Genomic DNA, 25,251 nt, shown 5'->3' with positions numbered 1-25,251 from the left:
GCACGGGGTCCGGACGATCAGGGATAATGGCGGCACGACATCGCGCTGCCTGACCTCCGGGCGGCGCGTCGACGCGAAAAGGGGTGCTGGATGGCCGCGATGAAGCCGCGGACGGGCGATGGCCCGCTCGAGGTCACCAAGGAGGGTCGTGGCATCGTCATGCGCGTCCCGCTCGAGGGAGGCGGACGTCTCGTCGTCGAGCTCACCCCCGACGAGGCGCGCGACCTCGGTGCCCAGCTGAGCACGGTCGCCGGCTGAGCTGCCCCGAGGCAGCCTCCGGCACCACCGGGTCCGACCCGTGTCCGGCCCCGTCCCCTCCGGGGGGCGGGGCCGTCGTCGTCCCCGGGGGCGGTCGCCTCAGCGCCGGACGGCGGTGAGCAGCCCGTCGCCCACCGGGAGCAGGGCGACGAGGAAGCGCTCGTCCTCCTGGAGGTCGCCGAGGGTGCTGCGGATGGCGATGGTGTCGGGGTCGCGCTGGGCCGGGTCGGCGACCCGGTCGTGCCAGAGGCTGTTGTCGACCGCGAGCACGCCCCCGGGGCGCAGCAGGCGCGCCGCCTCCTGGACGTAGTCCGGGTACTCGTCCTTGGCGCCGTCGACGACGACGAGGTCGTAGGAGGCGTCGGCCAGCCGGGGGAGCACCTCGAGCGCGCGGCCGGTGATGAGCCGGGTGCGCGAGGCGGCGACCCCCTCGGCGGCGAAGGCCTCGCGCGCGTGGCGCTGGTGCTCGGCCTCGATGTCCACGGACGTGAGCACGCCGTCGGGTGCCATGCCGCGCAGCAGCCAGACGCCCGAGACGCCGGTGCCCGTGCCGATCTCGACGACGGTGCGGGCCGCGAGGACCGCGGCCAGCAGCCGCAGGGCCGCCCCGGTGCCGGGGTGCACGGGGACGCAGCCGACCTCCTCCGCGCGGGCCCGGGCGTTGAGCAGCACCGGGTCCTCGGGGACGAAGGCCTCGGCGTACTCCCAGCTGGAGCGGAACGCGGCGAGGGCGCGGGTGTCGAGGTCCACGCGGCGAGGCTAGCGGTGCCCGCGGGCCAGGGGGGCACAACGGGCCCTCCCGTCCGGCCGGACGGGAGCCGCGGCAGGGGAACCCGCGACCGGCCCCGGTCGTTGGCCGAGGTGGACGACGACCAGCCGCACCGCGCCGTCCTCGGTCCCGGGCCCGCCCGAATCCCCCCATCGGGCGGCCCGGGCCACCTGAGAGCTCCCTGTGAGTTCGGCCGTGGCGAGCGTGCGCGGTTTTCGCGCAGACGACGACGGGAAGGCACCATGGACCTCACGACCGGTGGGGCGGGTCACGGGCTCGCCCTGCTCGACCGGGCCGTGCCGCAGTCCGAGGAGCACGCCATGTCCGCCGTGTCCGACCCGTCGCGCGAGACCGCCGGCGCGCCGAGCGCCCCGCCCGCCCCGTGGGCCGCACCGTCGTGGGACGACGTCGTGCGCGATCACGGCGCCCGCGTGTACCGGCTCGCCTACCGCCTCACGGGCAACCAGCACGACGCCGAGGACCTCACCCAGGAGGTCTTCGTCCGGGTGTTCCGGTCGCTCTCGCAGTACACGCCCGGCACCTTCGAGGGCTGGCTGCACCGCATCACCACCAACCTCTTCCTCGACCAGGTGCGCCGCAAGGCACGCATCCGCTTCGAGGGCCTGCCCGAGGACGCCGCCGACCGCCTCGCCTCCCGCGACATCGGCCCGGCGCAGCTCGTCGACGACCGCACCTACGACGCCGACGTCCAGGCCGCGCTCGACGCGCTGCCTCCGGACTTCCGGGTCGCGGTCGTGCTCTGCGACATCGAGGGCCTCACGTACGAGGAGATCTCCGAGCTGCTCGGGATCAAGCTCGGCACCGTGCGCTCGCGCATCCACCGCGGCCGCGCCCAGCTGCGCGACGCGCTCGCGCACCGGACCCCGGCCACGGCCGTGCGCCTCCCGTCGGCGGGCGCCCCGTGAGCCGATGCCTCGGCGCCCGCGTCGCCGACCTCGCCGACGGCCGGCTCTCGCCGGCCGAGGCGGAGCGCGCGTTCGCGCACGTCGCCGTCTGCGGCCGCTGCCGCGCCGCGCTCGACGCGCAGCGCGCCGCGTCCGCGCGGCTGGGCGACACCCCCGGGATCGCCCCCTCCGACGACCTGCTCCAGCGGCTGCGCTCGGTCCCCGCGGCCGCCCCGCGCGACCCGGCGGCCGTCGTCCCGGCGCAGGGCGGAGCCGGTCCCCGGCCCGCGGGCGCCGCCGGCGTGCGTCCCGGCGGGTCCCGGCCCGCGGTGGCCCGCCGGCGCCGGCGCGGGCGGGTGGTGCTCGCCTCCGCGGCGGGCGCGGCGGCCCTGGCCGTGGTGGCCGTCGTCGGCACCACGTCGACCCTGTCCACCACCGTCGTCCCCCACCCCTCGATCGCGCCGGTGGTCGACACGCTGTTCGACGAGCACGCCGCCGTCACCGAGCAGCTGCCCCTCTCGGGCCCCCGCATCGTCACCGTCGACCTGACCCGCCCGCAGGCGTCGCCTTCCCCGACCCCGTGAGCCGACGGATCGTCCTGGTCGCCGGAGCCGCCGCAGGGGCGGGCGCGGCCGCGCTCGTGGTGCTCGCCGCGATCGGGACGCCGGACCCCACCGGCAGCGCCGAGGGCTGGACCGGCTGGACCGGCCGCGTGGACGCCGTCTCCGTCGCCGACCGGGCCGCCATGACCCCCGACGACCCCGTGGCCGTCGCGCTGCTCACGCGGTCCTCGGCCGCCGCCTCGCGGGTCGAGTACTCCGGCGTCGCGACCACCTCGGACTCCGCCGGCACGGTCACCACCCGCATCTCGCACGTGCCCGGCAGCGGCACGGTCGCCCAGTCCGTGGGCGTGGCGGCGGGGGCGGTCCAGGTGACGCCGGCGGCCTCGGCCCGATCGTTCGCCGAGGACGGCCGCACCCTCGACCTGCTGCGGGTGAACTACCGCGTGCTGCGCGAGGCCGGCCTCGACACCCAGGTCGCGGGACGCCCCGCGGACGCCGTCGTGGCCGTCGACGCGGCGGGCGTGCTCCAGGCCCGCTACTGGCTCGACCACGCCACCGGGCTCCTGCTGCGCCGCGAGCTGCTCGACGCGCACGGAGCCGTGCGCGAGCGCAGCGGGTTCACCTCGGTGCGCATCGGCTCGGGCACCGCCGTGGTGCCGCCGTCCGTCACTCCCGACCCGTGGCGCCAGCTCGACGCCGGCGGGCTGGCCCAGGCGCGGCGCTCCGGCTGCGCCTGCCCGGACGCGCTGCCCGGCGGCCTCCAGCTGCTCGACTCCAGCCAGGCCCCCGCGGGCACGGTGTCCAGCGCCGCCGTCACCCACCAGCTGTTCTCCGACGGGCTGGTGAGCGTCTCGCTGTTCTCCCTTCCCGGCGACATCTCCGCCGACGACGCGGCCGGCCTGGCCGGCCGGGGCTTCCAGCACGAGGAGCTCGCCGGCAGCTACGCCTGGGTGCGGGGCGGGACCCCGGCCTCGCCGTCGGCCACGGTCGTGTGGGCCTGCCGGGGATCCGTGCTCACCCTGATCGCCGACGACGCCGCCGACCCGCGCAGCATCGCCGCCGCGGTGCTCGCGGCCTTCCCCGCGGACCCGGACCCGGCGGCCGACACGTTCTGGTCGCGGGTGGATCGCGGGTGGTCGCGGATCACCGGCCGGGCGGCCTGACGTGACGGGCGTCCCCGGGGCCGTGGCGGCCCGCCGCGCGGCCGCGTCACGCCGTGGGAGCGGGTCGTGAGGCGGCTCACCGCGGTCGCGGTGTCGCTCGTCGTGCTCCTCGTGCTCGCCGTGGTGGCCGACCGGGCCGCGGCCGCGGTGCTCGGGCGCGTCGTCGACGACCGGCTCGCCGCCGCCTTCCCCGGGGTGGGGTCGACGTCCACCACGGTCGAGGGGATCCCGGTGCTCACGCAGGTGGCGCGCGGCTCGCTCGACCACGTCGTGGTGAGCCTCGACCACGTGCCCACCTCCGGCGGGCTGGTCCTCGACCACGTCGACGCCGACCTCTACGACGTGAGCACCCGGGCGCCGCGCACGGCGGCGCGGGTGGAGGCCGGGGCCACGGTGTCCCTGGCCGCGCTCCAGGCCCGCATCGGCGACCGGTACGTCGTGTCCGCCGAGGGCGACACGCTCGTGGCCACCGTCGCCGACGGCGTCCCGGTCGCGGCCCGGCTCCGACCTGTCGTGACCGACGGCCGGCTGAGCCTCGAGCTGGTGTCGGTGTCCGTGCTCGGCGTCGAGGTCGACGCCTCGCGGCTGCCGTCGTCCTTCGCCGACCGGGTGACCGCCCTGGCCGGGTCGATCGGCCGGCTGCCGCTCGGGCTGGTGGCCACCTCGGCGTCGGTCACGCCCGCCGGCGTGGTCGTGACCGCGACGGGCACCGACGTGCCCCTCGAGGGGGCGTGAGCCCGGGCGGGGCGTTTCTCAGCAGGCTCACAGGGGGTCCGAAGGGTGGCCACCGGCCCGGCGGGCAGCATGGACCCGGCTGCGACCGGCGCGGGACCGGTCCGCACGAGACGATGGGACCCGGCCGGGGGGCCGGGGACGAGCACAGGAGATGCCGGCGATGAGCGAGCACGAGAACCTGTCCGGGGGCGAGCACCAGGGCCGCGAGGCGGCTGCCGGGCCCGAGCCGGCGGTGGTCGGCGCGCGGCCGGGCTGGGCCGGGGCCGGGAACGGAGCCGACGCCGGCTACCCGGCGCCGGACCCGCGGACCCGCGTCGTCGGGCCGCCCGCCCCCACGCCGGCGGACGAGCAGGGCGCACCGGGCGCAGCCCCGACGGGCGCGCCGTACGCCGACGTCCCCCGGCAGGGGGAGGCCGCCGCCCCGGCGCCCGCCCGGTCCACCGGCAGCACGGGCCGCGTCGTGGCGATCGCCGTGGCCGCCGGCCTGCTCGCCGGTGCCGTCGGCGGGGTCGGCGCCTACACGGTGGCCGAGAACCGCTCGTCCACGAGCCTCACCGCGCCCGGCACGGTGCTGCCGCAGAGCAGCGCCGACCTGTCCGCCCGGCCGGACGGCTCCATCGCCGCCGTGGCCGCCGCGGTGCTGCCCACGGTCGTCCAGATCGAGGAGTCCGACGGGCGCGGCGGCGGGGGCACGGGCTCGGGCTTCGTGCTGCGCGGCGACGGCTACATCCTCACGAACAACCACGTGGTGGCCGGTGCCGCGACCGGCGGGGGCTCGCTCACCGTGCGGTTCCAGGACGGCACCAGCGTCCCGGCCCGGATCGTCGGTCGCGACACCTCCTACGACCTGGCCGTGGTGAAGGTCGACCGCACGGGCCTGCCCGTGGCGACCCTGGGCAACTCCGACGGCGTGCGGGTGGGCGACACCACGATCGCCATCGGCTCGCCCCTCGGCCTCGAGGGCACCGTCACCTCCGGCATCGTGAGCGCCCTCAACCGGCCGGTCACCGCCGGCGGGTCGGGCGACAACTCGTTCATCAACGCCATCCAGACCGACGCCGCCATCAACCCGGGCAACTCCGGCGGCCCGCTCGTCGACGCGCAGGGCAAGGTGATCGGCGTCAACTCGGCCATCGCCTCGCTCGGCCAGACGCAGGGCGGCCCGCAGAGCGGGTCCATCGGCCTCGGCTTCGCCATCCCGGTCAACCAGGCCAAGCGGGTGGCCGAGGAGATCATCTCCACGGGCAGGTCGAGCCACCCGGTGATCGGCGTGCAGGTCGACCTGACCTATCCCGGCCCTGGCGCCTCGATCCAGGCCGTGACGCCCGGCGGTCCCGCCGAGGCCGCGGGCCTCAAGGCCGGCGACGTCATCGTGAGCGTCAACGGGCGGGTGATCTCGGACTCGACCGAGCTCATCGTGGCGATCCGCAGCTACGCGCCCGGCGACACCGTGACCCTGGGCGTGAAGTCGGGCAGCGGGACCAAGGACGTCGCGCTCACCCTCGGGTCGGATACCTCGCAGGGCTAGCCAGCACCTACCCTGGAGGCCCAGGACGGGAGGGACGACGTGGACATCCTCGGCATCGGCGGCTGGGAGCTCGTCGTCATCATCGTCGTCGCGCTCCTGCTCGTGGGGCCCGACCGGCTGCCCAAGATGATCGCCGAGGGCGTGAAGTGGGTGCGGGTCCTGCGCGACCAGGCGGCCAACGCCCGCCGCGAGCTGGCCGCCGTGGCCGACCTCGACCCGGCGATCACCGACGAGCTGCGCCGGTCGGTCAACGACATCGCCGAGCTGCACCCCAAGCGGATCGTGTCCTCGTTCATCGACGACGCGACGTCGTCCTCGCCCGGAGCAGGACGCCCGGGCACCACGCCGACGCGCCCGCCGGCGTCCGACCCGCCCTCGGCCCCGCGCGACCTCGCGCCCCCACCGCCCTCGTTCGACGCCGACGCGACCTAGCGCGCCACGCCCGCCGCGAGCAGCGGCGGGCGCAGCGGCAGCCCGGGCTCGAGCAGCTCGAGCAGCCAGCCGGGCAGCGCGTCGCCATCCTCCGCCCAGGCCGACTCCTCGACACCGGTGAGGGCGCGCCGGTAGGACAGCGACCGGGTGAGCGGCCCCACGCGCAGCGCGAGCAGCGCCCAGCGCCGCAGCTGCGGCCGCGGCGCGACGTCGGTCCAGGCCTCCGTGTAGGCGTCGGCGATGCGGTGCAGCGCCGGGTCGTCCGGGCCCAGGCCGTGGTGGTGCATCACCGAGCGCAGCGTCGCGAGCAGCGTCCCGAACGGGTGCCCGACGCACGCGTCGCCCCAGTCGAGGAAGACCGGGCCCGGCACGGCGATGTTGTTGTCGTGCAGGTCGTCGTGCTGAAGCGTCGGCCGCACACCGCCTGCCGCCAGCTCCGCGCAGGCCTCGGCGTACGCCGGGAGCAGGGCCACCAGCGCCTGCGCGTCGTCGTCGTCGAGCCGGCCCGGGGGGCGCTCGACGCGCAGCCGCTCGATCGTCTCAGCGAGCACCTGCGGCATCAGCGCCGGCCGCAGGTCCTCGACGCCGAGGCCCACGAGGCGGTCGGCGTGAGGTTCGAGGCTGCGCTGCAGGCCCGCGTAGGCGCCGAGGTGGTCGGCCATCACGTCCGGAGGGGTGGCGCCGCCGTGGACCGTCCGCGACACCGGCCCGGCGTCGGGCAGCAGCAGGAGCCCGAGGTCGACGTCGTGCGCGACCGGCCGCGGGGTGTGCGGCACGTCGAGCTCGGCCAGCACGGCGAGCAGCGCGACCTCGGCGCGCGCGCCGTCGCCCGGTGCCTTGAGCCAGACGACGCCGTCGGTCGTCTCCAGCCGCAGCACGGTCGACCACGGACGCACGTGCGGATGGGTGCGCCCGACCACGCGGGTGCCGCGCTCGGCCAGGCGGTCGGCGGCCCAGCCGGTGGCGGTCGCGAGCCAGCCGGGATCGGTCCAGCGAGCGGGGGTGGGGAGGTCGGTCACCCCCGCATCGTGGCGGAGGTCAGGCCCGGCCCGCAGGCGTGATTCCCAGCGGCATCCCGACCAGCCCGCGCGAGCGCGACGCCAGCCGCCCCGCGATCTCGCGCAGCACGGTGGACGCCGGGGCGTCCGGCTCGGTGAGCACGAGCGGCCGGCCGTCGTCGCCGCCCTCGCGCAGCCGGACGTCGAAGGGCACCCGTCCCAGCAGCGGCACCTCGGTGCCGAGCTCGGTGCTCAGGGTCTGCGCGACCACCTCGCCGCCGCCCGAGCCGAACAGGTCCATGGGCTCGCCGCAGTGCGGGCACGGGAACGCCGACATGTTCTCGATGACGCCGGACACCCGCGTGCGGGTCTGCTGGGCGAGCATGCCGGCGCGGATCGCGACCTCGGCCGCGGCGGTCTGCGGCGTCGTGACGACGAGGACCTCCGCCGAGGGCAGCAGCTGGGCGAGGGAGATCGCGACGTCGCCGGTGCCGGGCGGGAGGTCGAGCAGGAGCACGTCGAGGTCGCCCCACCAGACGTCGGCGAGGAACTGCTCGAGCGCGCGGTGCAGCATCGGGCCGCGGAACGCCACCGGCTGCGAGACGCCGCCCGGCTTGAACGGCAGCATCGAGATGACCCGGACGCCGTAGGCCTGCGGCGGCATGATCATGCCTTCGACCATCGTGGGCGGCTCGGTCGCGCCGAGGATGCGCGGGATCGAGTGGCCGTAGATGTCGGCGTCGACGAGCCCCACGGAGAGGCCGTCCGCGGCGAGCTGCACCGCGAGGTTGGCCGTCACGGACGACTTGCCCACGCCGCCCTTGCCGGACGCGATGGCGTACACGCGGGTGAGGCTGCCCGGCTTGGCGAACGGGATCTCGCGCTGGTCGTGGCCCACGAGGCCGGCCCGCAGCTCCTTGCGCTGCTCCTCGCTCATGACGTCGAGCTCGACCTGCACCTCGCGGATACCGGGGACGGCGCCGACGGCGTCGCGCACGCGCGTCGTGATCGTGTCGCGCATGGGACAGCCGGCCACGGTGAGGTAGACCGCGACGCGGGCCACGTCGCCGACGACCTCGCGCGACTTCACCATCTTCAGCTCGGTGATCGGACGCCGGATCTCCGGGTCCTCGACCGTGGCCAGCGCGGCGTCGACGAGCTCGAGAAGGGACATGCCTCGATCCTATGTCGGCTGCGGGGACGGCCCCGAGCCGGCGATCACTCGGCGGATGCGGGCGTGCCGACGCCGGGCTCCTCGTCGGCGTCGTCGTCGGGCAGCGGCTCGCGCGCCGCACCCTTGCCCTTCTTCTTGCGGGACTGCGCGATCCGTGCCTCGCGCTCGTCGAGGTCGTCGAGCAGGTCGCGCAGCTCGCTGCGCAGGTAGTCGCGGGTGGCGACCTCGCCGAGCGCGACGCGCAGCGACGCGATCTCGCGCATGAGGTACTCGGTGTCGGCGATGAGGCGCTCGGTGCGCGCCCGGTCCTCCTGGTACTGCACCCGGTCGCGGTCGGCCTGCCGGTTCTGCGCGAGCAGGATCAGGGGCGCCGCGTAGGAGGCCTGGAGCGAGAGCAGCAGGGTCAGTCCGATGAACTGCCACTCGTCGAAGCGCAGGCTCTTGGGCCCCGCGACGTTCCAGGTGACCCAGGCGACGATGAACGCCGTCATGTAGCCGATGAACCGCCACGAGCCGAGGAACCGGGCGATGCGCTCGGACAGTCGGCCCACGCGCTCGGGGTCGACGCTGGGGCGCAGGGTGATCCCGCGCTCCAGCGGCTGGTCGAGGCGCGGCCCGCGGCTGGACTCACGCGCCATGGGGGACCGCCTCGTCCTCGGGCTCGGCGTCCGAGTCGCGCCAGTTCGCCGGGAGCATGTGGTCGACGACGTCGTCCACGGTGACGGCGCCGAGCAGGTGGTCGTTCTCGTCGACCACGGGAAGGGCGACGAGGTTGTACGTCGCGAAGTAGCGCGTCACCTGGCTCAGCGGCGCTGACGGACCGATCGGCTCGAGGGTGTCGTCGAGCGTCGCGGACACCAGCGTCGACGGCGGCTCGCGCAGCAGCCGCTGGAAGTGCGCGACGCCGAGGTACTTGCCGGTGGGCGTCTCGAACGGCGCGCGCACCACGTAGACCTGCGCGGCCAGCGACGGCGAGAGGTCCGAGTCGCGGATGCGCGCGAGGGCCTCGGCGACCGTGGCGTCCGGGGGCAGGATCACCGGCTCCGGCGTCATCATGCCGCCGGCGGTGTAGTCGTCGTAGCTCAGCAGCCGGCGCAGGTCCTCGGCGTCTTCGGGCTCCACGAGCGACAGCAGCGCCTCGGCCGCCTCCGGGGCCAGCTCGGAGAGCAGGTCGGCGGCGTCGTCGGGGTCCATCTCCTCGAGGACGTCGGCGGCGCGCTCGGCCTCGAGGGACTCGACGATCTCGATGCGGTCGTCCTCGGGAAGCTCCTCGAGGACGTCGGCGAGCTTCTCGTCGTCGAGCGCGGCGGCGAGCTCGTTGCGCCGCTTGGGCGCCAGCTCGTGCAGCACGTTGGCGAGATCGGCGGCGCGCAGCTTCTCCACCGTCGCGAGCAGGCTCTCGACGCCCTGCTGCGGGTCGGTCAGCGACAGGCCGGACACGGCGTCCCACTCGACGACCATCGTCTCGCCGCGGCGCCGGAACCCGGCCCCCGGCTTGCGCACGAAGATCCGGCTGACCGACCAGTCGCGGGTGCGCTCCTGCTGGATCGCGACGTCCTGGACGGACACCTGCTCGCCCGTCTCGAGCAGCGTCACCCGCTTGTCGAGCAGCTCGCCGAGCACGAGGGTCTCGCCCGCGCGCTGCTCGAAGCGGCGCATGTTGAGCAGGCCGGTGGTGACGACGGCGCCCGAGTCGATGTTGGTCACCCGGGTCATGGGGCAGAAGATGCGCCGGCGCGGCTGCACCTCGACGACGAGCCCGAGCACCCGCGGCGCGTGGTGCCCGTGGCGGAGGGTGACGACGACGTCGCGCACCTTGCCGACCTGGTCGCCGCGCGGGTCGAACACGGCGATGCCGGCGAGGCGCGCGATGAAGACCCTCGTCAGCGCTCCGCTCATGCTCGCAGGGTATCCGTCCGGCCCGGTCCGGCCCGCCCGGGAAACGCCCGCCGCGGGTAGGAGCCGCGGCCGTCGCCGCCGGCCCAGGGGGCAGGATCGTGGTGTGGCGGAGATCCGGGCGGTGAGCCCCGACGGCGTGGTCGCGGCCGTCGTCGCGCGCGTCGACGACGTGCCGGGCCGGGTGCGCCTCGCGGTCGACGGGGCGCCGGCCGCGGACCCGCACGCGCTCGCGGCCGAGGTCGTCGACGCGCTGTCGTCGCGCCGGCCGGTGGTGCACGTGCGGTGGGAGACGTACTGGCGGCCGGCGGGCCAGCGGCTCGAGCACGGCCACCGCGACGACATCGCCTGGCTCGAGGACTGGCTCGACGTCGAGGCCCTGCGGCGCGAGGTGCTCGAGCCGTTCGTGGCCGACGGCACCGTGCTGCCGGCGCTGCGCGACCCCGCCACGGACAGGTCCGCCCGCGCGCGTCGCGTCCTGCTGCCCGAGGAGGCCGTGGTGGTGGTCTCCGGCAGCGTGCTGCTCGGCCGGGGGCTGCCCTTCGACATCTCCGTGCACCTGCGGCTCTCGCCCGGCGCGCTCGAGCGGCGCACGCCGGAGGAGGAGGCGTGGACGCTGCCGGCCCTGGCGCGCTACGCCGCGGAGCACGACCCCGAGGGGGCCGCGGACCTCGTGGTGCGTGCCGACGACCCCCGGCACCCGGCACTGGTCGTGCCCGGGCCCGCCGGGGCGCCCTGAGCCGCTGCAGGGCCGGGTCGCTTCACGGGGTTGGATGTGCGGGTGGCTGGCACGACGGCGAACGCGATCACCCGCCCCCGCGGGGTCGACGTCGCGCTGCTGGCGGTGGCCGTGTCCGCCATCGCCACCTCGGCCCCGCTCATCGCCGCCACCGTGGTGCCGCCGCTCGCCATCGCGTTCTGGCGCAGCCTGCTCGGCTCGGGCCTCACCGCCCCCTGGGCGCTGGCCCGCCACCGCCGCGAGCTCGCGTCGCTGTCGGGCGCGGAGCTGCGCGGCACGGTGCTCGGCGGCGTCCTGCTGGCGCTGCACTTCGCGGCCTGGGTGCCGAGCCTGCAGTTCACGACGGTGGCCGCGTCGACGGCTCTGGTGTCGCTGCAGCCGGTGTGGGCGGCCCTGCTCGCGCGACGCCGGGGCGCCTACATCCCGCGCAGCGCCTGGACCGGCATCGCCATCGCGTTCGCCGGGGTGCTGGTGCTGACCGGCATCGACGTCTCGATCGACGCCCGGCACCTGATCGGCGACCTGCTCGCGCTCGTGGGCGGCATGCTCTCCGCTGCCTACGTGACCGTGGGCGAGCGCGTGCGGCGCACCGTCTCGACGCCCGCCTACACCACCGTCGGGTACGCCACGTCGGCCCTGGTGCTGCTCCCGCTGTGCCTGCTGCTCGGCCAGCAGCTCGCCGGCTACCCGGCCTCGGGGTGGGCCACGCTGGTGGCCCTGACCCTGGGCGCCCAGCTGCTCGGGCACTCGCTCATCAACGTCGTCCTGCGCACGACGTCGGCCACGGTGACGAGCCTGGCGATCCTGCTGGAGATGCCGGGCGCGACGCTGATCGCGGCCCTCTGGCTCGGCCAGGTGCCCCCGCTGGCGCTGCTCCCCGCGGTCGCGCTGATCTTCGCGGGCCTCGTGCTGGTGATCCGCGCGGGCGACCCGCGGACCCCGACCGAGACGCCCCCCGTGTGACGTCGGGGATGCCGCGTTCGTAGTCTGCGAGCCATGAGCAGCCAGCCGCGCACGCTTCGCTCCCGCCGCTCCAACCTCGCCGTCCCCGGCTCGAGCCCGAAGATGCTCGAGAAGGCCAAGGGCCTGCCCGCCGACCAGGTGTTCATGGACATCGAGGACGCGGTGGCCCCGCTCGCCAAGCCCGAGGCGCGCAAGAACATCGTGGCCGCGCTCAACGAGGGCGGGTACGACGGCAAGGTCCGCACCGTGCGCGTCAACGACTGGACGACGCAGTGGACCTACCGCGACGTGATCGAGGTCGTGGAGAACGCCGGGCCGAACCTCGACTGCATCATGCTGCCGAAGGTGCAGACCGCGGAGCAGGTCGTCGCCCTCGACACCCTGCTCACGCAGATCGAGCGCACCATGGGCTTCGAGGTGGGGCGCATCGGCATCGAGGCGCAGATCGAGAACGCGCTCGGCCTCATCAACGTCGACGCGATCGCGTCGGCCTCCCCGCGCGTCGAGACCATCATCTTCGGCCCGGCGGACTTCATGGCCAGCATCAACATGAAGACGCTCGTCGTCGGCGAGAACCCGCCCGGCTACGACACCGGCGACGCGTACCACTACATCCTCATGCGGATCCTCATGGCCGCCCGTGCGTTCGACAAGCAGGCGATCGACGGGCCGTACCTCCAGATCAAGGACGTCGAGGGGTACCGGCGCGTGGCCGGCCGCAGCGCCGCCCTGGGCTTCGACGGCAAGTGGGTGCTGCACCCCGGCCAGGTGGACGCGGCCAACGAGGTCTACTCGCCGCGCCAGGAGGACTACGACCACGCCGAGCTCATCCTCGACGCCTACGACTACTACACCTCCGCCGAGGGCGGGGCCCGCGGCGCGGTGATGCTCGGCGACGAGATGATCGACGAGGCCAGCCGCAAGATGGCGCTCGTGATCTCGGCCAAGGGCCGGGCTGCCGGGATGGCCCGGACCCAGCAGTTCACGCCGGAGGCGTGAGCTGCGTGTGGGCCCCCGCTGCGGCGCGGCCGCAGTAGGGGGATTCACGCCGCCCGAGGACTGACCGACGTCGGCGGCGCAACCGTCTGACGTGCGGCGGCGGACCTGGCAGGGTCGTGCCGTGGTCTCCGGAGGGACGTCGTTCGACGTCGTGGTCGTGGGCGCGGGGATCGTCGGCGCCTGCTGCGCCGACGCGCTGTCCGCAGCGGGCCTGCGCGTGTGCGTGGTCGACCGCGGCGGCGTGGTCGCGGGCACCACGGGCGCCGGCGAGGGCAACATCCTGGTGTCGGACAAGGAGCCGGGGCCCGAGCTCGACCTGGCCCTGCTCTCGCGCGGGCTGTGGGCCGCGCTGGCCGACGAGCTCCCCGACGCCGTCGAGCTCGAGGCCAAGGGCGGCCTCGTGGTCGCCGCGGCGCCCGACGACCTCGCGTCGCTGCTGCGCGTGGCCGACGCCCAGAGGGCGCACGGCGTCGACACGGTGCCGGTCGCGGCGGCGGACCTGCCGGCGCTCGAGCCGCACCTGGCGACGGACCTCGCGGGCGGGGTGCTCTACCCCCAGGACATGCAGGTGCAGCCGATGCTGGCCGCCGCCCACCTCCTGCGGCGCGCCCGCGCCCGGGGGGCCGAGGTGCTCACCCGCACCGAGCTCGTCGGGCTCGAACGCACAGCCGCCGGCTCGGTCGCCGCGGCCCTCACCACTGCCGGCCGGCTGCCCTGCCGCTGGCTGGTCAACGCCGCCGGCACGTGGGGCGGCGACGTCGCGGGGCTGGCCGGCGCGCCGGTGCCGGTTCTCCCGCGGCGCGGCTTCATCCTCGTGACCGAGCCGCTGCCCCCGGGGACCGTGCGGCACAAGGTGTACCGGGCCGACTACGTGGCCAACGTCGCGAGCGGGAGCGCCGGGCTGGAGACCTCGCCCGTCGTCGAGTCGACCCGGTCCGGCACGGTGCTCATCGGGGCGAGCCGCGAGCGCGTGGGCTTCGACCCCACGGTCTCCTACGACGTCCTCGCCCGGCTCGCGGCGCAGGCGCTGGCCCTGTTCCCGGTGCTCGCCTCCGTGCGGGCCCAGCGCGCCTACCGCGGGTTCCGGCCGTACTGCCCTGACCACCTGCCGGTGATCGGGCCCGACCCTCGCGTCGACGGCGTCGTGCACGCCTGCGGGCACGAGGGCGCCGGGATCGGGCTGGCTCCCGCCACGGCCCGTCTCGTGACCGAGGCGGTCACCGGCGCGCCCACGACGCTGCCGCTGGATCCCTTCTCGCCCACGAGGTTCGCCGCATGAGCGAGCCCCGGCGCTTCGTCGTGGTCGTCGACGGGCGGGAGGTCCCTGCCTACGACGGCGACACCCTGGCCGCGGTGCTGTGGCGGGAGGGCCGCCGCGCGTGGCGGACCACCCGCGGCGAGGGCCGCCCGCGCGGGATGTTCTGCGGGATCGGTGCGTGCCAGGACTGCCTGGTCAGCGTCGACGGCGTCGCCGGGGTGCGGGCGTGCCTCGCCCCCGCCCGCCCCGAGGCCTACGTCGTCACCGACGGGGGCGCCGATGCCTGAGCGGGTGCGCGCGGACGTCGTGGTCGTGGGCGCCGGTCCCTCGGGCCTGGCCGCGGCCGCGCAGGCGTGCGCGGACGGCGCCGACGTCGTGCTCCTCGACCAGGCGGCGCGGGTCGGCGGGGCCTACTGGCGCCACCACCCGACGCACGTGGAGGGCACCGCGGACGTGCCCCTGCACCACGACATGGCCACGCTGCGCCGGCTGCTGCACCGGGTGGAGCGTGCCGACGTGCGCACGGAGCACTCGGTGTGGGCGCTGGAGCCGACGCCCGACGGGCGCTTCCTGGTGCGGGCCACCGCCGGCGAGGTCGCCCGCCGGCCGGTCGTGGTCGACGCGGGCGCCGTGGTGGTCGCGACCGGCGCGTTCGACCGGGTGTCGCCGTTCCCCGGCTGGACCATGCCCGGCGTGGTGACCGCCGGCGGTGCCCAGGCGCTGCTCAAGGGATCTCTGGTGGCGCCGGGCGGCCGCGTGGTGGTGGCCGGGTCCGGCCCGCTGCTGCTCGTGGTGGCCGACGGGCTGCTGCGGTCCGGGGTCGAGGTCGCGGCGGTGGCCGAGGCGCGCCACCCGACCGCCTACGGCCTGCGGCCCGGTGCATGGTCGGGCCTGTCGGCACGGGCGGGTGAGGCGGCGGCGTACCTCGCGACCCTCGCGCGCCACCGCGTCCCCTACCTCGCCGGGTGGGACGTGGTCGAGGTCGAGGGCGAGGGCCGGGTGCAGCGGGTGACGCTGGGTGGTGCGCGCGGCCGCACGCGCCACTACGACGCCGACGCCGTGCTCGTGTCGCACGGGTTCACCCCGCAGGTCGAGCTGCTGCTGCAGGCGGGCTGCCGCACGCGCGTGGACGGCGACGGCTCGGTCGTGGTGGAGGTCGACGTGGGGCAGCGCACCAGCGTGCCCGGCCTGCTCGCCACGGGCGAGGTCACCGGGGTGGGCGGCGCCTCGCTGGCGCTCCTCGAGGGGTACGTCGCGGGGCGGACGCTGACCGGGCAGCCGGTCGACCCCGCGGTGCACCGGCGGATCGCCGTGCACCGCAGGTTCGCGCAGGCGATGCACGCGGTGCACGGGCCGCGTCCGGACCGGGTCGCCGCACTGCCCGACGACGAGGTCGTCTGCCGCTGCGAGGAGGTGACCGCCGGCCGGCTGCGGTCGGCCTGCCGCGACCTCGGCGTGGACGACGTCCGCTCGGCGAAGCTGACGACGCGGGCGGGCATGGGCCTGTGCCAGGGCCGGGTGTGCGGCCGTGCCGTGGCCGACCTCGTGGCGGCGGAGTCGGGCCGGCCGGCCGATCCCGCCGAGCTCGCCCGGGCCGTCTCGCGCACGCCGGCCCTGCCCGTGCCGCTGGCGGTGCTGGCCGCCGGCGACGACCGGCCCGGCGACGATGCCGGACCGGCGGGTGGCCGGGACCGCTGACGACGGCACGCAGCGGCTTGTAGGTTCGCGGAACCGCGACGCACGACGGAGGACCACATGGCAGACACGACCCGCACCGCCCCCGCGCCGTGGCACGGGGTCCTCGTGGCCACCGCGCTCCCCATGCGCGCCGACCTCTCGGTCGACCTCGACGCCTACGCCGAGCACGTGCGCTGGCTCGCCGAGTGCGGGTGCGACGGCGTCGTGCCCAACGGCTCGCTGGGGGAGTACCAGACCCTGTCCGACGACGAGCGCGCGGCGGTGTTGCGCACGGCGGCCGAGGCGGCGCCGGACGGCTTCGTCGTCATGCCGGGCGTCGGTGCCTACGGCTCGCTCCAGTCCCGCCGGTGGGCGGAGCAGGCCGCGGAGGCCGGCGCCCCCGTCGTGATGCTGCTGCCGCCCAACACCTACCGCGCCGACGAGGAGGCGGTGGTCGCGCACTACCGCGCGGTGGCCGAGGTCGGCGTCCCGATCCTGGCCTACAACAACCCCTTCGACACCAAGGTCGACCTCACGCCGCGGCTGCTCGCGCGGCTGTTCCACGAGGGGCTCATCGTCGCGGTCAAGGAGTTCACCGGCGACCCGCGGCGGGCCTACGAGATCGCAGAGCTGGCGCCGGGCCTCGACATCCTCATCGGGTCGGACGACGTCGTGCTCGAGGTGGGGCTCGCGGGGGCCGTCGGCTGGGTGGCCGGATTCACCAACGCCCTCCCGCGCTCGACCGTCGAGCTCTACCGCGCGTCCCTTGCGGGCGACCTCGCCACGGCCCTGCCGCTCTACCGCGCCCTGCACCCCCTGCTGCGCTGGGACGCGCGCACCGAGTTCGTGCAGGCCATCAAGCTGTCGATGGACGTCGTGGGCCGCTACGGCGGTCCCTGCCGTCCGCCGCGCGCGGCCCTGCCTCCGGAGGCCGAGGCCGAGATCCGGGCCCACACCGAGAAGGCGATCGCGGACGGGATGTCCTGATGCGCGCGCGCCGGGTCTTCCACGCCGTCGACTCTCACACCGAGGGCATGCCCACGCGGGTGATCGTCGGCGGGGTCGGCGTGCTGCCCGGCGCGACGATGGCCGAGCGGAGGATGCACGTCATCACCGAGGCCGACGACCTGCGCACGCTGCTCATGTACGAGCCGCGCGGGCACTCCGCCATGAGCGGCGCCATCCTCCAGCCGCCGACGCGCCCGGACGCGGACTGGGGCGTCGTCTACATCGAGGTGAGCGGGTGCCTGCCGATGTGCGGGCACGGCACCATCGGCGTCGCGACGGTGCTGGTGGAGACCGGCATGGTGGAGGTCACCGAACCGGTCACCACCATCCGCCTCGACGTCCCGGCCGGGCTCGTCGAGGCGAGGGTGGTCGTGCAGGACGGGCGCGCCACGGCGGTCACCATCCGCAACGTGCCGTCGTTCGTCGTCGGGCTCGACCGGGTGGTCGAGGTCCCGGGCGTCGGCGAGGTCACCTACGACCTCGCCTTCGGGGGGAACTTCTACGCGATCGTGCCGATCGAGCGCCTGGGCATCCCCTTCGAGCGCAGCGAGAAGCAGCGGATGCTCGACGTGTCGCTCGCCCTGATGGACGCCATCAACGCAGCGGACGCCCCCGTGCACCCGCTCGATCCCGGCATCCGCGACTGCCACCACGTCTACCTCGAGGCGCCCGGCTCCACCGCGCAGCGCAGCCGGCACGCGATGGCCATCCACCCGGGGTGGTTCGACCGGTCCCCGTGCGGCACCGGCACGTCCGCGCGCATGGCCCAGCTGCACGCCCGCGGCCTGCTCGGGCTCGACGAGGACTTCGTCAACGAGTCCTTCATCGGGACCACCTTCACCGGCCGGCTCGTCGAGGAGACCGAGGTCGGCGGGGTCCCGGCGGTGGTGCCCACCATCACCGGCCGGGCCTGGATCACCGGCACGGCGCAGTACGTGCTCGACCCGGACGACCCGTTCCCCGCCGGGTTCCTCCTGTAGCGCATCGCCCCGGCAGGGCGTGCGGGAGGCGCGCGGTGTTTACTCCGAGGGACGAGCAGACACCGCTCCCGCAGCGCTCGCGCGGGACGCCGGAGGAGAGGGAGCCGCCATGGGCCGCCTGGCGCAGACCGAGGGCCTGACCGACGTCCAGCAGGAGATCCTGGGTGCGGTCCACGAGTTCGTGGAGAAGGAGATCATCCCGAACGCGCAGGCGCTCGAGCACGCGGACGAGTACCCCACGGACATCGTCGAGGGCATGAAGGACATGGGGATCTTCGGCCTGATGATCCCCGAGGAGTACGGCGGCCTCGGCGAGTCGCTGCTCACCTACGCGCTGACGGTGGAGGAGATCGCGCGCGGATGGATGAGCGTGTCCGGCATCATCAACACGCACTTCATCGTGGCCTACATGCTCATGCAGCACGGCACCGAGGAGCAGAAGCAGGAGCTGCTGCCGCGCATGGCCGCGGGGGAGGTGCGCGGCTCGTTCTCGATGTCCGAGCCGCACTGCGGCAGCGACGTGTCCGCGATCCGGTCCAAGGCCGTGCGCGACGGCGACGACTTCGTGCTCACCGGCCAGAAGATGTGGCTCACCAACGGCGGCTCCTCGACGCTGACCGCCGTGCTGGTGCGCACCGACGGCGAGGCCGCCGAGGACGCCAGCGTCTACAAGAGGATGACCACCTTCCTCGTCGAGAAGCCGGCCGGCTTCGGCGAGGTCCGGCCGGGGCTCACCGTGCCGGGCAAGATCGACAAGATGGGCTACAAGGGCGTCGACACCACCGAGCTGGTGATGGACGGGCTGCGCCTGCCGGCCGACCGGATCCTGGGGGGCGAGCCGGGTCGTGGCTTCTACCAGATGATGGACGGCGTCGAGGTGGGCCGGGTGAACGTGGCCGCCCGGGCCTGCGGCCTGGCCCTGCGCGCGTTCGAGCTCGGCATCGACTACGCCCAGCAGCGGCACACGTTCGGCAAGCAGATCGCCGACCACCAGGCGGTGCAGTTCCGCCTCGCCGACATGGCGGTCAAGGTGGAGGCGGCGCACCAGATGATGGTGCGCGCGGCCCGCACCAAGGACGCCGGCGAGCGCAACGACCTCGAGGCCGGGATGGCGAAGTACCTGGCGAGCGAGTACTGCCGCGACGTCGTGGAGGACTCGTTCCGCATCCACGGCGGCTACGGCTACGCCAAGGAGTACGAGATCGAGCGGCTCTACCGCGAGGCCCCGATGCTGCTCATCGGCGAGGGCACCGCCGACATCCAGCGCGGGATCATCGGCCGGCGGCTGCTCGAGGACTACAAGCGGCGCTGAGGCTCGGTCGCGCTGCTCCGGGCCGGTCGCGCGGTTAGGCTGACCGCATGAGCGGTGGGCTGGCACGGATGGGCACGGGCGTCGACGTCACGCGGCGGCCGGTGCTGGCGTCGTACGACGACTACCTCGACGCGCAGAAGGCGGTCGACACCCTGAGCGACAACCACTTCCCGGTGCAGAACGTCGCCATCGTCGGCGTGGACGTCCGCATCGTCGAGGCGGTGCTCGGCCGCATGTCCTGGGGCCGCGCGGCCGCGCAGGGCCTGCTGTCGGGCGCGTGGTTCGGTCTGCTCATCGGCCTGCTCATCGGGCTGTTCTCGTCCACCTCGGGGAGCCTCCTGCCGATCATGCTGCTCGGGCTGCTCTACGGAGCCGCCTTCGGCATCGTGTGGGGGCTCATCGGCTACGCGTTCACCGGCGGCCAGCGCGACTTCGTCTCGCGCCAGCAGCTCAAGGCCGCGCGCTACGACGTCCTGTGCGAGCAGGCGGTCCTCGCGGAGGCGCAGCGCATCCTCGGCATCGGCGGCAGCGGTGCGCCGCCGTCGGGCCCCACCGCGACCGCGCCGTCGGACGTCCCGCCCGCCGCCTCCTGACCCGCGGCTCCCGGTGAGCCACGCGTACGACGACTCGCCGGGCCTGCCGGCGCTGTTCGAGCGCCAGGCACGTGCCTCGGAGGCGCACGGCTCCCGCCTCTACGCCGGTCTGTGCCGCCGTGCCGCTCGGGACGTCGCCGCCGGCGGGCTCCTCGCCGGGCTGCTCGCGCCCTGGGCCGCGGCCCGGGCGGGCGACATGCTGCCCCTGCGCGTGCTCGGTGCGGCGCACCGGCTGGTGCTCGAGCGGCGGGCGCCGCGGCTGGCGGTGTGGTTCCCGTCGGTCGGCGGTACGGCGCCCACGGACGACGCGACGGCCGAGGACTGCTTCGCCGACTGGCTGTCCTGCCTGGCCGAGCACCGCGACGAGCTGCCCGGGCTGCTCGAGCGCACGCCGCAGACGAACGACCCTGGCCGCGCCGCCGCCCTGGCCGGCGTGCTGCTGCTCGTGACCGACGCGTGGCACCTCCCGGTGCGCCTGCACGAGCTGGGCACCTCCGCCGGCCTCAACCTGCGCGCCGACCGCGCCCGGCTCACGTGGCCCGGCGGCGCGACCGGACCGTCCGGCTCGCCGCTGCTGCTCGACCACTGCTGGCTCGGCGCCCCCCTCCCGCCGCCGGGGGAGCCCCGCGTGGTGGAGCGGGTGGGCTGCGACCTCGACCCGGTGGACCCCACCAGCACCGAGGGACGGCTGCTGCTCACCTCGTTCGTCTGGCCCGACCAGCCCGAGCGCCTCGCCCGGCTGCGGGCCGGCCTCGCGCTCGCCGATCAGGTGCCCGCGTCGGTGGTGCGCCGCGACCTCGTCGAGCACCTGAGCGGGCTGCGCCCGGCGGACGGCACGGTGCTCGTCGTGTGGCACTCCTCGACCTGGATGTACCTCGACGAGCGGCAGCGCGCCCAGGCCGAGGACGCGTTCGGGCGCCTCGCCGCCCTCGCCACTCCCGCCGCACCGGTGGTGCACGCCGCGCGCGAGTACCTCGACGACCGCCTCGACACCGGGTTCGCCGTCGCACTGCGGTGGTGGTCGGCTCCGGAACCGGTTGCCCGGCAAGGATTCTCAGCCGGGGTCCAGGTGTCCTACGCCGACACGCCGGCGCACGGACTGCCCGTGACGTGGCACACGCCGCGGGTGGTCGGGCCTGACGCGGTCGCGAGGTAGGTTCGTCCCGTGCTGCGCCCGACCTGGACGGACCTGTGAGCTCGCGACGGTGGTCCGTGGTGGACCTGATGACCAGCGCCCGGCTCGAGCGCCTCGGCGGCCGGCTTCCGCAGCCGCTCAAGCCGCCGCTGCGACGGGCCCGCGACGTCGTCACCGGTCGCTGGCCCCGCCCCCTCGCGTACTGGCGGCTCGGCCGCGCGCCGGAGCACCCCGTCACCTACACCGACAAGGTGCGCTGGCGCATGGCGCACGACCGCCGGCCCTTCCTCACCACCTTCGCGGACAAGGTCGCCGTGCGCGACCACGTGGCCGAGCGCATCGGCGCCGAGCACCTCACCACGCTGCTCGCCGTGCACGCGCGGTCCGCCGACGTCGACTGGTCCGCGCTCCCGCGCGAGTACGTGTGCAAGGCCTCGCACGGGTCCGGCGCGGTCGTGCTCGTGCGCGACGCGGCGCCCGAGGGGTCGCAGCTGCCGTCATCCGCCCGGTTCGTGGGATGGGACCGCTTCGACGTGCGTCCGGGCCCGACGGTGGCGCCGCGGCTGTGGTCGCTCATCGACCACTGGATGTCGATGAACTTCGAGTACGGCCCGGGCCGGCTGCCCGAGTGGGCCTACCGCGACGTGCCCCCGCAGGTGATGTTCGAGGAGCTGCTGGCCGGACCGGACGGCGGCGTGCCGAGCGACTACAAGTTCTACACCTTCGGCGGGGTGGTCCGGCTCGGCCAGGTCGACACGGACCGGTTCGGCGACCACCACCGCGCGTACTTCCGCCGCGACGGGTCGCCGTCCGAGGCGGAGCCGGACATCGGGCGCCCCGACGAGCTGCCGGAGCTGCCGGCGTCGTGGGGCCGCATGGTCGAGCTCGCCGAGGAGATCGCGCGCGGTGTCGACTTCGTGCGCGTCGACCTCTACGACCTCGGCGACCGCATCGTGTTCGGCGAGCTGACGAACTACCCGGGCGCCGGGTCCAGCACGTGGTCGCCGCCGTCGGTCGAGGTGGAGCTCGGCTCCTACTGGGAGCTGCCGGACCTCGCCCCCGACGAGCGCGCCTGACCGGCAGCGGCGCAGCGACGCCGTCAGCCCTCGCGCAGCAGGTCGAGCACCGACCACTCCTCGAGCGTCTCGAGCAGCAGCGGCGCGAGGGGCAGCGCCGCGAGCTCCGCGCGGGTGACCCAGCGCACCTCCGCGGCGTCGTCGCCCGCGACCGGCGCGTCCGGGCCGGCGAGCGTGCAGGCGAGGTCGTCGATGACGTACACGACGCCGCCCGGGCCCTCGCGCTCCACCCGGCCGACCAGGGCGCCCACCTCGACGTCGAGGCCGGTCTCCTCGCGCACCTCGCGCCGCGCGGCGGTCGCGGCGTCCTCCCCGGCCTCGAGACGGCCTCCGGGCACAGACCACAGCCCGGCCGCCGGCTCGTGGCCGCGCCGCACGACCAGCAGCCGCCCCTCGTGCACCACGACGGCTCCGGCGCACGGCACCCGGGCGGGAGGAGGGGGAGTCCGCGTCACGGGGACAGTCTGGCTTGACTCGCGGGCCGCGCGGGGCGAGCGTCTGTCCGGGAGGCCGTATGCCCGAGCCCGTCTGCGTGCGCTGCCGCGGACCGCTGCGCACCCCCGAGGTCGCCGGGGACTGGACCTGCGCCGACCACGGTCCGGTGGTGCCGCTGCACCCCGCCCTCCCCGCCGAGAGCTACCACCTCGCCGACGCCGCGGGCTCGTCGGGCGTCCCGCTCTGGCTGCCCTGGCCGATGCCGGTGGGCTGGTCGGTGAGCGGGGTCCGCCGGGCCGGCGGCACCGGGCCCTCGCGGGCCGTCGCCGTCGCCCTGATCGGCCCGGGCGTCGTCGCGCGGCAGGCCGAGCTGGTCGTCGTCGCGGAGGAGCCGGGCGTGGGGCTGGGGGCCTCCTACGCCGGGATCGGCACCACCGATCCCGGGCCCGAGCTCGCCTCGCTGCCCGCCGACACGAAGGTGACGGCGGGCGGGCACCCGACGCCGCTGTGGTCGCTGCCCGTCGCGGACCGGTCGGTGTACGTCGGCGAGGCCGGTGGCTGCTGGCTGTGGCTGGTGACCTGGCCGGTGAGCGAGTGGATGGTGGTGCACGACGACCTGCGGCTCGTCGACGTCCGCGACCCCGACCACCGGCCCGTGCTCGCCGACCTGCACGTCGGCCCCCTCTCGCCGCGCCTCGCGGCCTGAGGTGGGCGCCCTCCCGTAGGGTCCCCTCGTGTCGCAGTGGGTGGACCTCCGGTTGCTGGGGTCCGTCTACCTCACGCTGTTCGTCATCATGGACCCGCCGGGCATCATCCCGGTCTTCCTGGCGCTCACCGCCCGCCGGGGCGCGAAGGCGATGGCCCGCGCCGCCCTGCAGGCCGCGCTCACGGCGTTCGGCGTCATCACGCTCTTCGCGATCTTCGGCGAGCGCATCCTGGCGTTCCTCGGGATCACGCTGCCGGCGCTTCAGGCCTCGGGCGGCCTGCTGCTGCTCATCATCAGCCTCGAGCTGCTCACCGGGAACACCGAGGAGCCGACGGAGGTCGACGACGTCAACGTCGCCATGGTGCCGCTGGGCACGCCCCTGCTGGCCGGGCCGGGCGCGATCGTCGCGACGATCCTGTTCGTGCGCCAGTCGCACACCGCCCCGGAGATCACCGCGCTGGTGCTCGGCATCGTGGCCATCCACGTCACGATCTACCTGGTGATGCGCTACTCCACGGTGCTCGCCCGGCTGCTGCGGCCGACCGGGATCCTCGTGCTCACCCGGATCGCCGGCCTGCTCGTCGCGGCGATCGCGGTGCAGCTCATCGCCAACGGGGTGTTCGGGTTCATCGACGCCCGGGCCGTGGGCGGGTGAGCCCCACGGGCGAGGGCGGCCAGCACACGCTCGACGGCATGCCCGAGCGGCTCTACCCGTGCACGCCCACGCGCCTGGACACCTGGCTCTCGTGCCCCCGGCGGTTCCGGTTCACCTACCTGGAGCGACGTCCCAAGGGCCCTCCCTGGGCGCACAACTCGGTCGGCGCCGCCGTGCACAACGCGCTGCGCGACTGGTGGTCCGTGCCGCTCGAGCGGCGCGACGCGCACGCCGCCGAGGAGCTGGTGGCCCGGCAGTGGATCTCCGAAGGCTTCCGCGACGACGCGCAGTCCGCGCAGTGGCGCGACCGCGCCGCGGCGATGACCGCCGCCTACGCCGCCACGCTCGACCCGGCCGACGAGCCGGTGGGGGTGGAGCGCACGGTGTCGGTCGCCACCCACGGCATGGCGCTGTCCGGCCGCGTGGACCGCATCGACCGGCGGCCGAGCGAGGACGGCGGCGAGGAGCTGGTGGTCGTCGACTACAAGACCGGCCGGCGCCCGCTCGACGCCGACGACGCGAGGTCCTCGCTCGCCCTGGCGGTCTACGTCGTCGCGGCGCGGCGCACGCTGCGGCTGCGCGCGCGGCGGGTGGAGCTGCACCACCTGCCCACGGCGTCGGTCGCCGTGCACGAGCACGGGGAGGAGTCGCTGGACCGGCACCTGCGCCGGGCCGGCGAGCTGGCTGCCGAGGCCGCGGCCGCCCAGCGCGCGTGGCACGAGGGCCTGGCCGCCCGGGCCGAGGACGCCGCCGACGGCGTCGCGGAGGCGGTGGAGGCGATCGACGCCGTGCTGCCGCCGGCACCGGGGCCGGGCTGCTCGTGGTGCGACCACCGGCGCTGGTGCCCGGCCGGCCGCGAGGCCTCCACCGAGCGGGCACCGTGGGACGGGCTGGCGGAGGGCGAGGGGCCGCTCAGCGCGACAGCACCGCGGTGACCGTCGTGCCGCGCGAGTCGGCGTCGATCGACACCTCGGCCAGCGTGCGCACGATCGCCAGCCCGCGCCCGCGGATCGGGTCGGGAGGGGTGCCGTCCCAGGGGCCGCCGTCGCGGCACACGACGGTGACGCGGCACCGGCTTCCGGAGTCGTCGGTGCCCACCTCGAGGGCCAGCGGCGGCTGACCGTGGACGACGGCGTTGGTGACGAGCTCGCTCACCACCAGGGTCACGTCGTCGACGAGGTCGTCGAGCCCGGGCATCGTCGGGAACGCCTCGCGCACCCGCCCCGCCGACCACCGCCGCGCCGGCGCGACGGCGGCGGGGGTGGGATCGAGCGCGAGACGCAGCACCTCGGCC

General features: G+C 75.5%; 30 protein-coding genes and 1 pseudogene. 21 read left to right on the top strand and 10 right to left on the bottom strand.

Translation table 11 applies throughout. From position 1 onward, the window contains the following. The first annotated feature begins 90 nt into the window (after positions 1 to 90). Positions 91 to 258, top strand: coding sequence for a DUF3117 domain-containing protein (locus GC157_04350; GenBank protein MBI1376700.1), 168 nt, complete (start codon positions 91 to 93; stop codon positions 256 to 258). A 99-nt stretch (positions 259 to 357) separates the two neighbouring features. Here the strand turns inward: GC157_04350 and GC157_04345 are convergent, their stop codons facing one another. Further along, positions 358 to 1,008: a methyltransferase domain-containing protein gene (locus GC157_04345; GenBank protein MBI1376699.1), complete on the bottom strand. Its 651-nt coding sequence runs from the start codon at positions 1,006 to 1,008 to the stop codon at positions 358 to 360. 339 nt (positions 1,009 to 1,347) lie between these two features. Here GC157_04345 and sigE point away from each other — a divergent pair, with 339 nt between their 5' ends. Beyond that, positions 1,348 to 1,953 carry an RNA polymerase sigma factor SigE gene (gene sigE, locus GC157_04340; protein ID MBI1376698.1) on the top strand — a complete coding sequence of 202 codons (606 nt, stop codon included), beginning with the start codon at positions 1,348 to 1,350 and terminating at the stop codon, positions 1,951 to 1,953. Next, positions 1,950 to 2,516: a hypothetical protein gene (locus GC157_04335; protein MBI1376697.1), complete on the top strand. Its 567-nt coding sequence runs from the start codon at positions 1,950 to 1,952 to the stop codon at positions 2,514 to 2,516. The genes sigE and GC157_04335 overlap by 4 nt, the downstream gene beginning before the upstream one ends. Here GC157_04335 and GC157_04330 read toward each other — a convergent pair. The 3 genes from GC157_04330 to GC157_04320 all read right to left on the bottom strand — a co-directional run bounded on the left by GC157_04330 (position 2,467) and on the right by GC157_04320 (position 3,642). Then, the gene (locus GC157_04330; protein MBI1376696.1) at positions 2,467 to 2,910 is read right to left on the bottom strand and encodes a hypothetical protein; all 444 of its coding nucleotides are present in this window, start codon (positions 2,908 to 2,910) and stop codon (positions 2,467 to 2,469) included. The two genes, GC157_04335 and GC157_04330, sit on opposite strands and share 50 nt — an antisense overlap. A 120-nt stretch (positions 2,911 to 3,030) precedes the next feature. After that, positions 3,031 to 3,372 (bottom strand): hypothetical protein, encoded by a 342-nt coding sequence (locus tag GC157_04325; protein ID MBI1376695.1) that lies wholly within the window; start codon positions 3,370 to 3,372, stop codon positions 3,031 to 3,033. 63 nt (positions 3,373 to 3,435) lie between these two features. Next, on the bottom strand, positions 3,436 to 3,642 hold the full coding sequence (locus GC157_04320; GenBank protein MBI1376694.1) for a hypothetical protein: 207 nt from the start codon (positions 3,640 to 3,642) through the stop codon (positions 3,436 to 3,438). Between the two features lie 82 nt (positions 3,643 to 3,724). Here GC157_04320 and GC157_04315 point away from each other — a divergent pair, with 82 nt between their 5' ends. From GC157_04315 to tatB, 3 genes are all read left to right on the top strand, one after another. Next, positions 3,725 to 4,393: a DUF2993 domain-containing protein gene (locus GC157_04315; GenBank protein MBI1376693.1), complete on the top strand. Its 669-nt coding sequence runs from the start codon at positions 3,725 to 3,727 to the stop codon at positions 4,391 to 4,393. A 151-nt stretch (positions 4,394 to 4,544) separates the two neighbouring features. Continuing rightward, positions 4,545 to 5,921, top strand: coding sequence for a PDZ domain-containing protein (locus GC157_04310; protein ID MBI1376692.1), 1,377 nt, complete (start codon positions 4,545 to 4,547; stop codon positions 5,919 to 5,921). Between the two features lie 12 nt (positions 5,922 to 5,933). Next, entirely contained in the window at positions 5,934 to 6,353 is a 420-nt protein-coding gene (gene tatB / locus GC157_04305; GenBank protein MBI1376691.1) for a twin-arginine translocase subunit TatB, read from the top strand. Here the strand turns inward: tatB and GC157_04300 are convergent. From GC157_04300 to GC157_04285, 4 genes are read right to left on the bottom strand one after another with little or no spacing between them, the layout of a single operon-like run. Then, positions 6,350 to 7,408, bottom strand: coding sequence for a phosphotransferase (locus GC157_04300; protein ID MBI1376690.1), 1,059 nt, complete (start codon positions 7,406 to 7,408; stop codon positions 6,350 to 6,352). The genes tatB and GC157_04300 overlap by 4 nt on opposite strands. Next, on the bottom strand, positions 7,392 to 8,525 hold the full coding sequence (locus GC157_04295; protein ID MBI1376689.1) for a P-loop NTPase: 1,134 nt from the start codon (positions 8,523 to 8,525) through the stop codon (positions 7,392 to 7,394). The genes GC157_04300 and GC157_04295 overlap by 17 nt, the downstream gene beginning before the upstream one ends. A gap of 44 nt (positions 8,526 to 8,569) precedes the next feature. Then, entirely contained in the window at positions 8,570 to 9,163 is a 594-nt protein-coding gene (locus GC157_04290) for a DUF1003 domain-containing protein (protein ID MBI1376688.1), read from the bottom strand. Continuing rightward, positions 9,153 to 10,424: a CBS domain-containing protein gene (locus GC157_04285; GenBank protein MBI1376687.1), complete on the bottom strand. Its 1,272-nt coding sequence runs from the start codon at positions 10,422 to 10,424 to the stop codon at positions 9,153 to 9,155. The genes GC157_04290 and GC157_04285 overlap by 11 nt, the downstream gene beginning before the upstream one ends. Positions 10,425 to 10,536: 112 nt before the next feature. Between GC157_04285 and GC157_04280 the strand changes: the two genes are divergently transcribed. The 12 genes and pseudogenes from GC157_04280 (at position 10,537) to GC157_04225 (ending at position 22,161) form a co-directional block, all read left to right on the top strand. After that, positions 10,537 to 11,160 carry a uridine kinase gene (locus GC157_04280; GenBank protein ID MBI1376686.1) on the top strand — a complete coding sequence of 208 codons (624 nt, stop codon included), beginning with the start codon at positions 10,537 to 10,539 and terminating at the stop codon, positions 11,158 to 11,160. A gap of 42 nt (positions 11,161 to 11,202) precedes the next feature. Continuing rightward, a complete protein-coding gene (locus GC157_04275) occupies positions 11,203 to 12,123 on the top strand; it encodes an EamA family transporter (protein MBI1376685.1) in 921 nt (306 codons plus the stop codon). Between the two features lie 33 nt (positions 12,124 to 12,156). Continuing rightward, positions 12,157 to 13,122 (top strand): CoA ester lyase, encoded by a 966-nt coding sequence (locus GC157_04270; protein ID MBI1376684.1) that lies wholly within the window; start codon positions 12,157 to 12,159, stop codon positions 13,120 to 13,122. Positions 13,123 to 13,273: 151 nt separating this feature from the next. After that, positions 13,274 to 14,401: an FAD-dependent oxidoreductase gene (locus GC157_04265; protein MBI1376683.1), complete on the top strand. Its 1,128-nt coding sequence runs from the start codon at positions 13,274 to 13,276 to the stop codon at positions 14,399 to 14,401. Further along, positions 14,398 to 14,667, top strand: a complete 270-nt coding sequence (locus GC157_04260) for a (2Fe-2S)-binding protein (protein ID MBI1376682.1) — start codon at positions 14,398 to 14,400, stop codon at positions 14,665 to 14,667. Before GC157_04265 ends, GC157_04260 begins: the two co-directional genes overlap by 4 nt. Then, positions 14,660 to 16,078: an FAD-dependent oxidoreductase gene (locus tag GC157_04255; GenBank protein MBI1376681.1), complete on the top strand. Its 1,419-nt coding sequence runs from the start codon at positions 14,660 to 14,662 to the stop codon at positions 16,076 to 16,078. The genes GC157_04260 and GC157_04255 overlap by 8 nt, the downstream gene beginning before the upstream one ends. 57 nt (positions 16,079 to 16,135) lie before the next feature. Further along, on the top strand, positions 16,136 to 17,044 hold the full coding sequence (locus tag GC157_04250; GenBank protein ID MBI1376680.1) for a dihydrodipicolinate synthase family protein: 909 nt from the start codon (positions 16,136 to 16,138) through the stop codon (positions 17,042 to 17,044). Beyond that, on the top strand, positions 17,044 to 18,045 hold the full coding sequence (locus GC157_04245) for a proline racemase (protein MBI1376679.1): 1,002 nt from the start codon (positions 17,044 to 17,046) through the stop codon (positions 18,043 to 18,045). Before GC157_04250 ends, GC157_04245 begins: the two co-directional genes overlap by 1 nt. Positions 18,046 to 18,154: 109 nt before the next feature. Beyond that, complete coding sequence (locus tag GC157_04240) at positions 18,155 to 19,357, top strand: acyl-CoA dehydrogenase (GenBank protein ID MBI1376678.1); 1,203 nt, start codon at positions 18,155 to 18,157, stop codon at positions 19,355 to 19,357. A gap of 68 nt (positions 19,358 to 19,425) precedes the next feature. After that, positions 19,426 to 19,839: pseudogene (locus GC157_04235) on the top strand (hypothetical protein). A 49-nt stretch (positions 19,840 to 19,888) separates the two neighbouring features. Next, entirely contained in the window at positions 19,889 to 21,106 is a 1,218-nt protein-coding gene (locus tag GC157_04230; GenBank protein MBI1376677.1) for a DUF2332 family protein, read from the top strand. 35 nt (positions 21,107 to 21,141) lie between these two features. Further along, positions 21,142 to 22,161 carry a hypothetical protein gene (locus GC157_04225; GenBank protein ID MBI1376676.1) on the top strand — a complete coding sequence of 340 codons (1,020 nt, stop codon included), beginning with the start codon at positions 21,142 to 21,144 and terminating at the stop codon, positions 22,159 to 22,161. 23 nt (positions 22,162 to 22,184) lie between these two features. Here the strand turns inward: GC157_04225 and GC157_04220 are convergent, their stop codons facing one another. Then, the gene (locus GC157_04220) at positions 22,185 to 22,616 is read right to left on the bottom strand and encodes an NUDIX domain-containing protein (protein ID MBI1376675.1); all 432 of its coding nucleotides are present in this window, start codon (positions 22,614 to 22,616) and stop codon (positions 22,185 to 22,187) included. Positions 22,617 to 22,675: 59 nt separating this feature from the next. On the opposite strand from GC157_04220, the gene GC157_04215 reads away from it, so the two are divergent. Genes GC157_04215 through GC157_04205 form a run of 3 tightly spaced genes read left to right on the top strand, consistent with a single transcriptional unit; the run spans position 22,676 to position 24,892 of the window. Further along, on the top strand, positions 22,676 to 23,302 hold the full coding sequence (locus tag GC157_04215; GenBank protein MBI1376674.1) for a hypothetical protein: 627 nt from the start codon (positions 22,676 to 22,678) through the stop codon (positions 23,300 to 23,302). A 40-nt stretch (positions 23,303 to 23,342) separates the two neighbouring features. Then, positions 23,343 to 23,957: an NAAT family transporter gene (locus GC157_04210; protein ID MBI1376673.1), complete on the top strand. Its 615-nt coding sequence runs from the start codon at positions 23,343 to 23,345 to the stop codon at positions 23,955 to 23,957. A 38-nt stretch (positions 23,958 to 23,995) separates the two neighbouring features. Continuing rightward, positions 23,996 to 24,892, top strand: coding sequence for a recombinase RecB (locus GC157_04205; protein MBI1376672.1), 897 nt, complete (start codon positions 23,996 to 23,998; stop codon positions 24,890 to 24,892). On the opposite strand, the gene GC157_04200 is transcribed toward GC157_04205, so the two are convergent. Then, positions 24,870 to 25,244 carry an ATP-binding protein gene (locus GC157_04200; GenBank protein MBI1376671.1) on the bottom strand — a complete coding sequence of 125 codons (375 nt, stop codon included), beginning with the start codon at positions 25,242 to 25,244 and terminating at the stop codon, positions 24,870 to 24,872. The genes GC157_04205 and GC157_04200 overlap by 23 nt on opposite strands. Between the last annotated feature and the right edge of the window lie 7 nt (positions 25,245 to 25,251).

Source organism: Frankiales bacterium (genome assembly GCA_016125335.1).
Lineage (GTDB): Bacteria > Actinomycetota > Actinomycetes > S36-B12 > CAIYMF01 > Longivirga.
The sequence above is the reverse complement of the archived record's forward strand: the minus strand, read 5'-3'. Positions and strand labels throughout refer to the sequence as shown.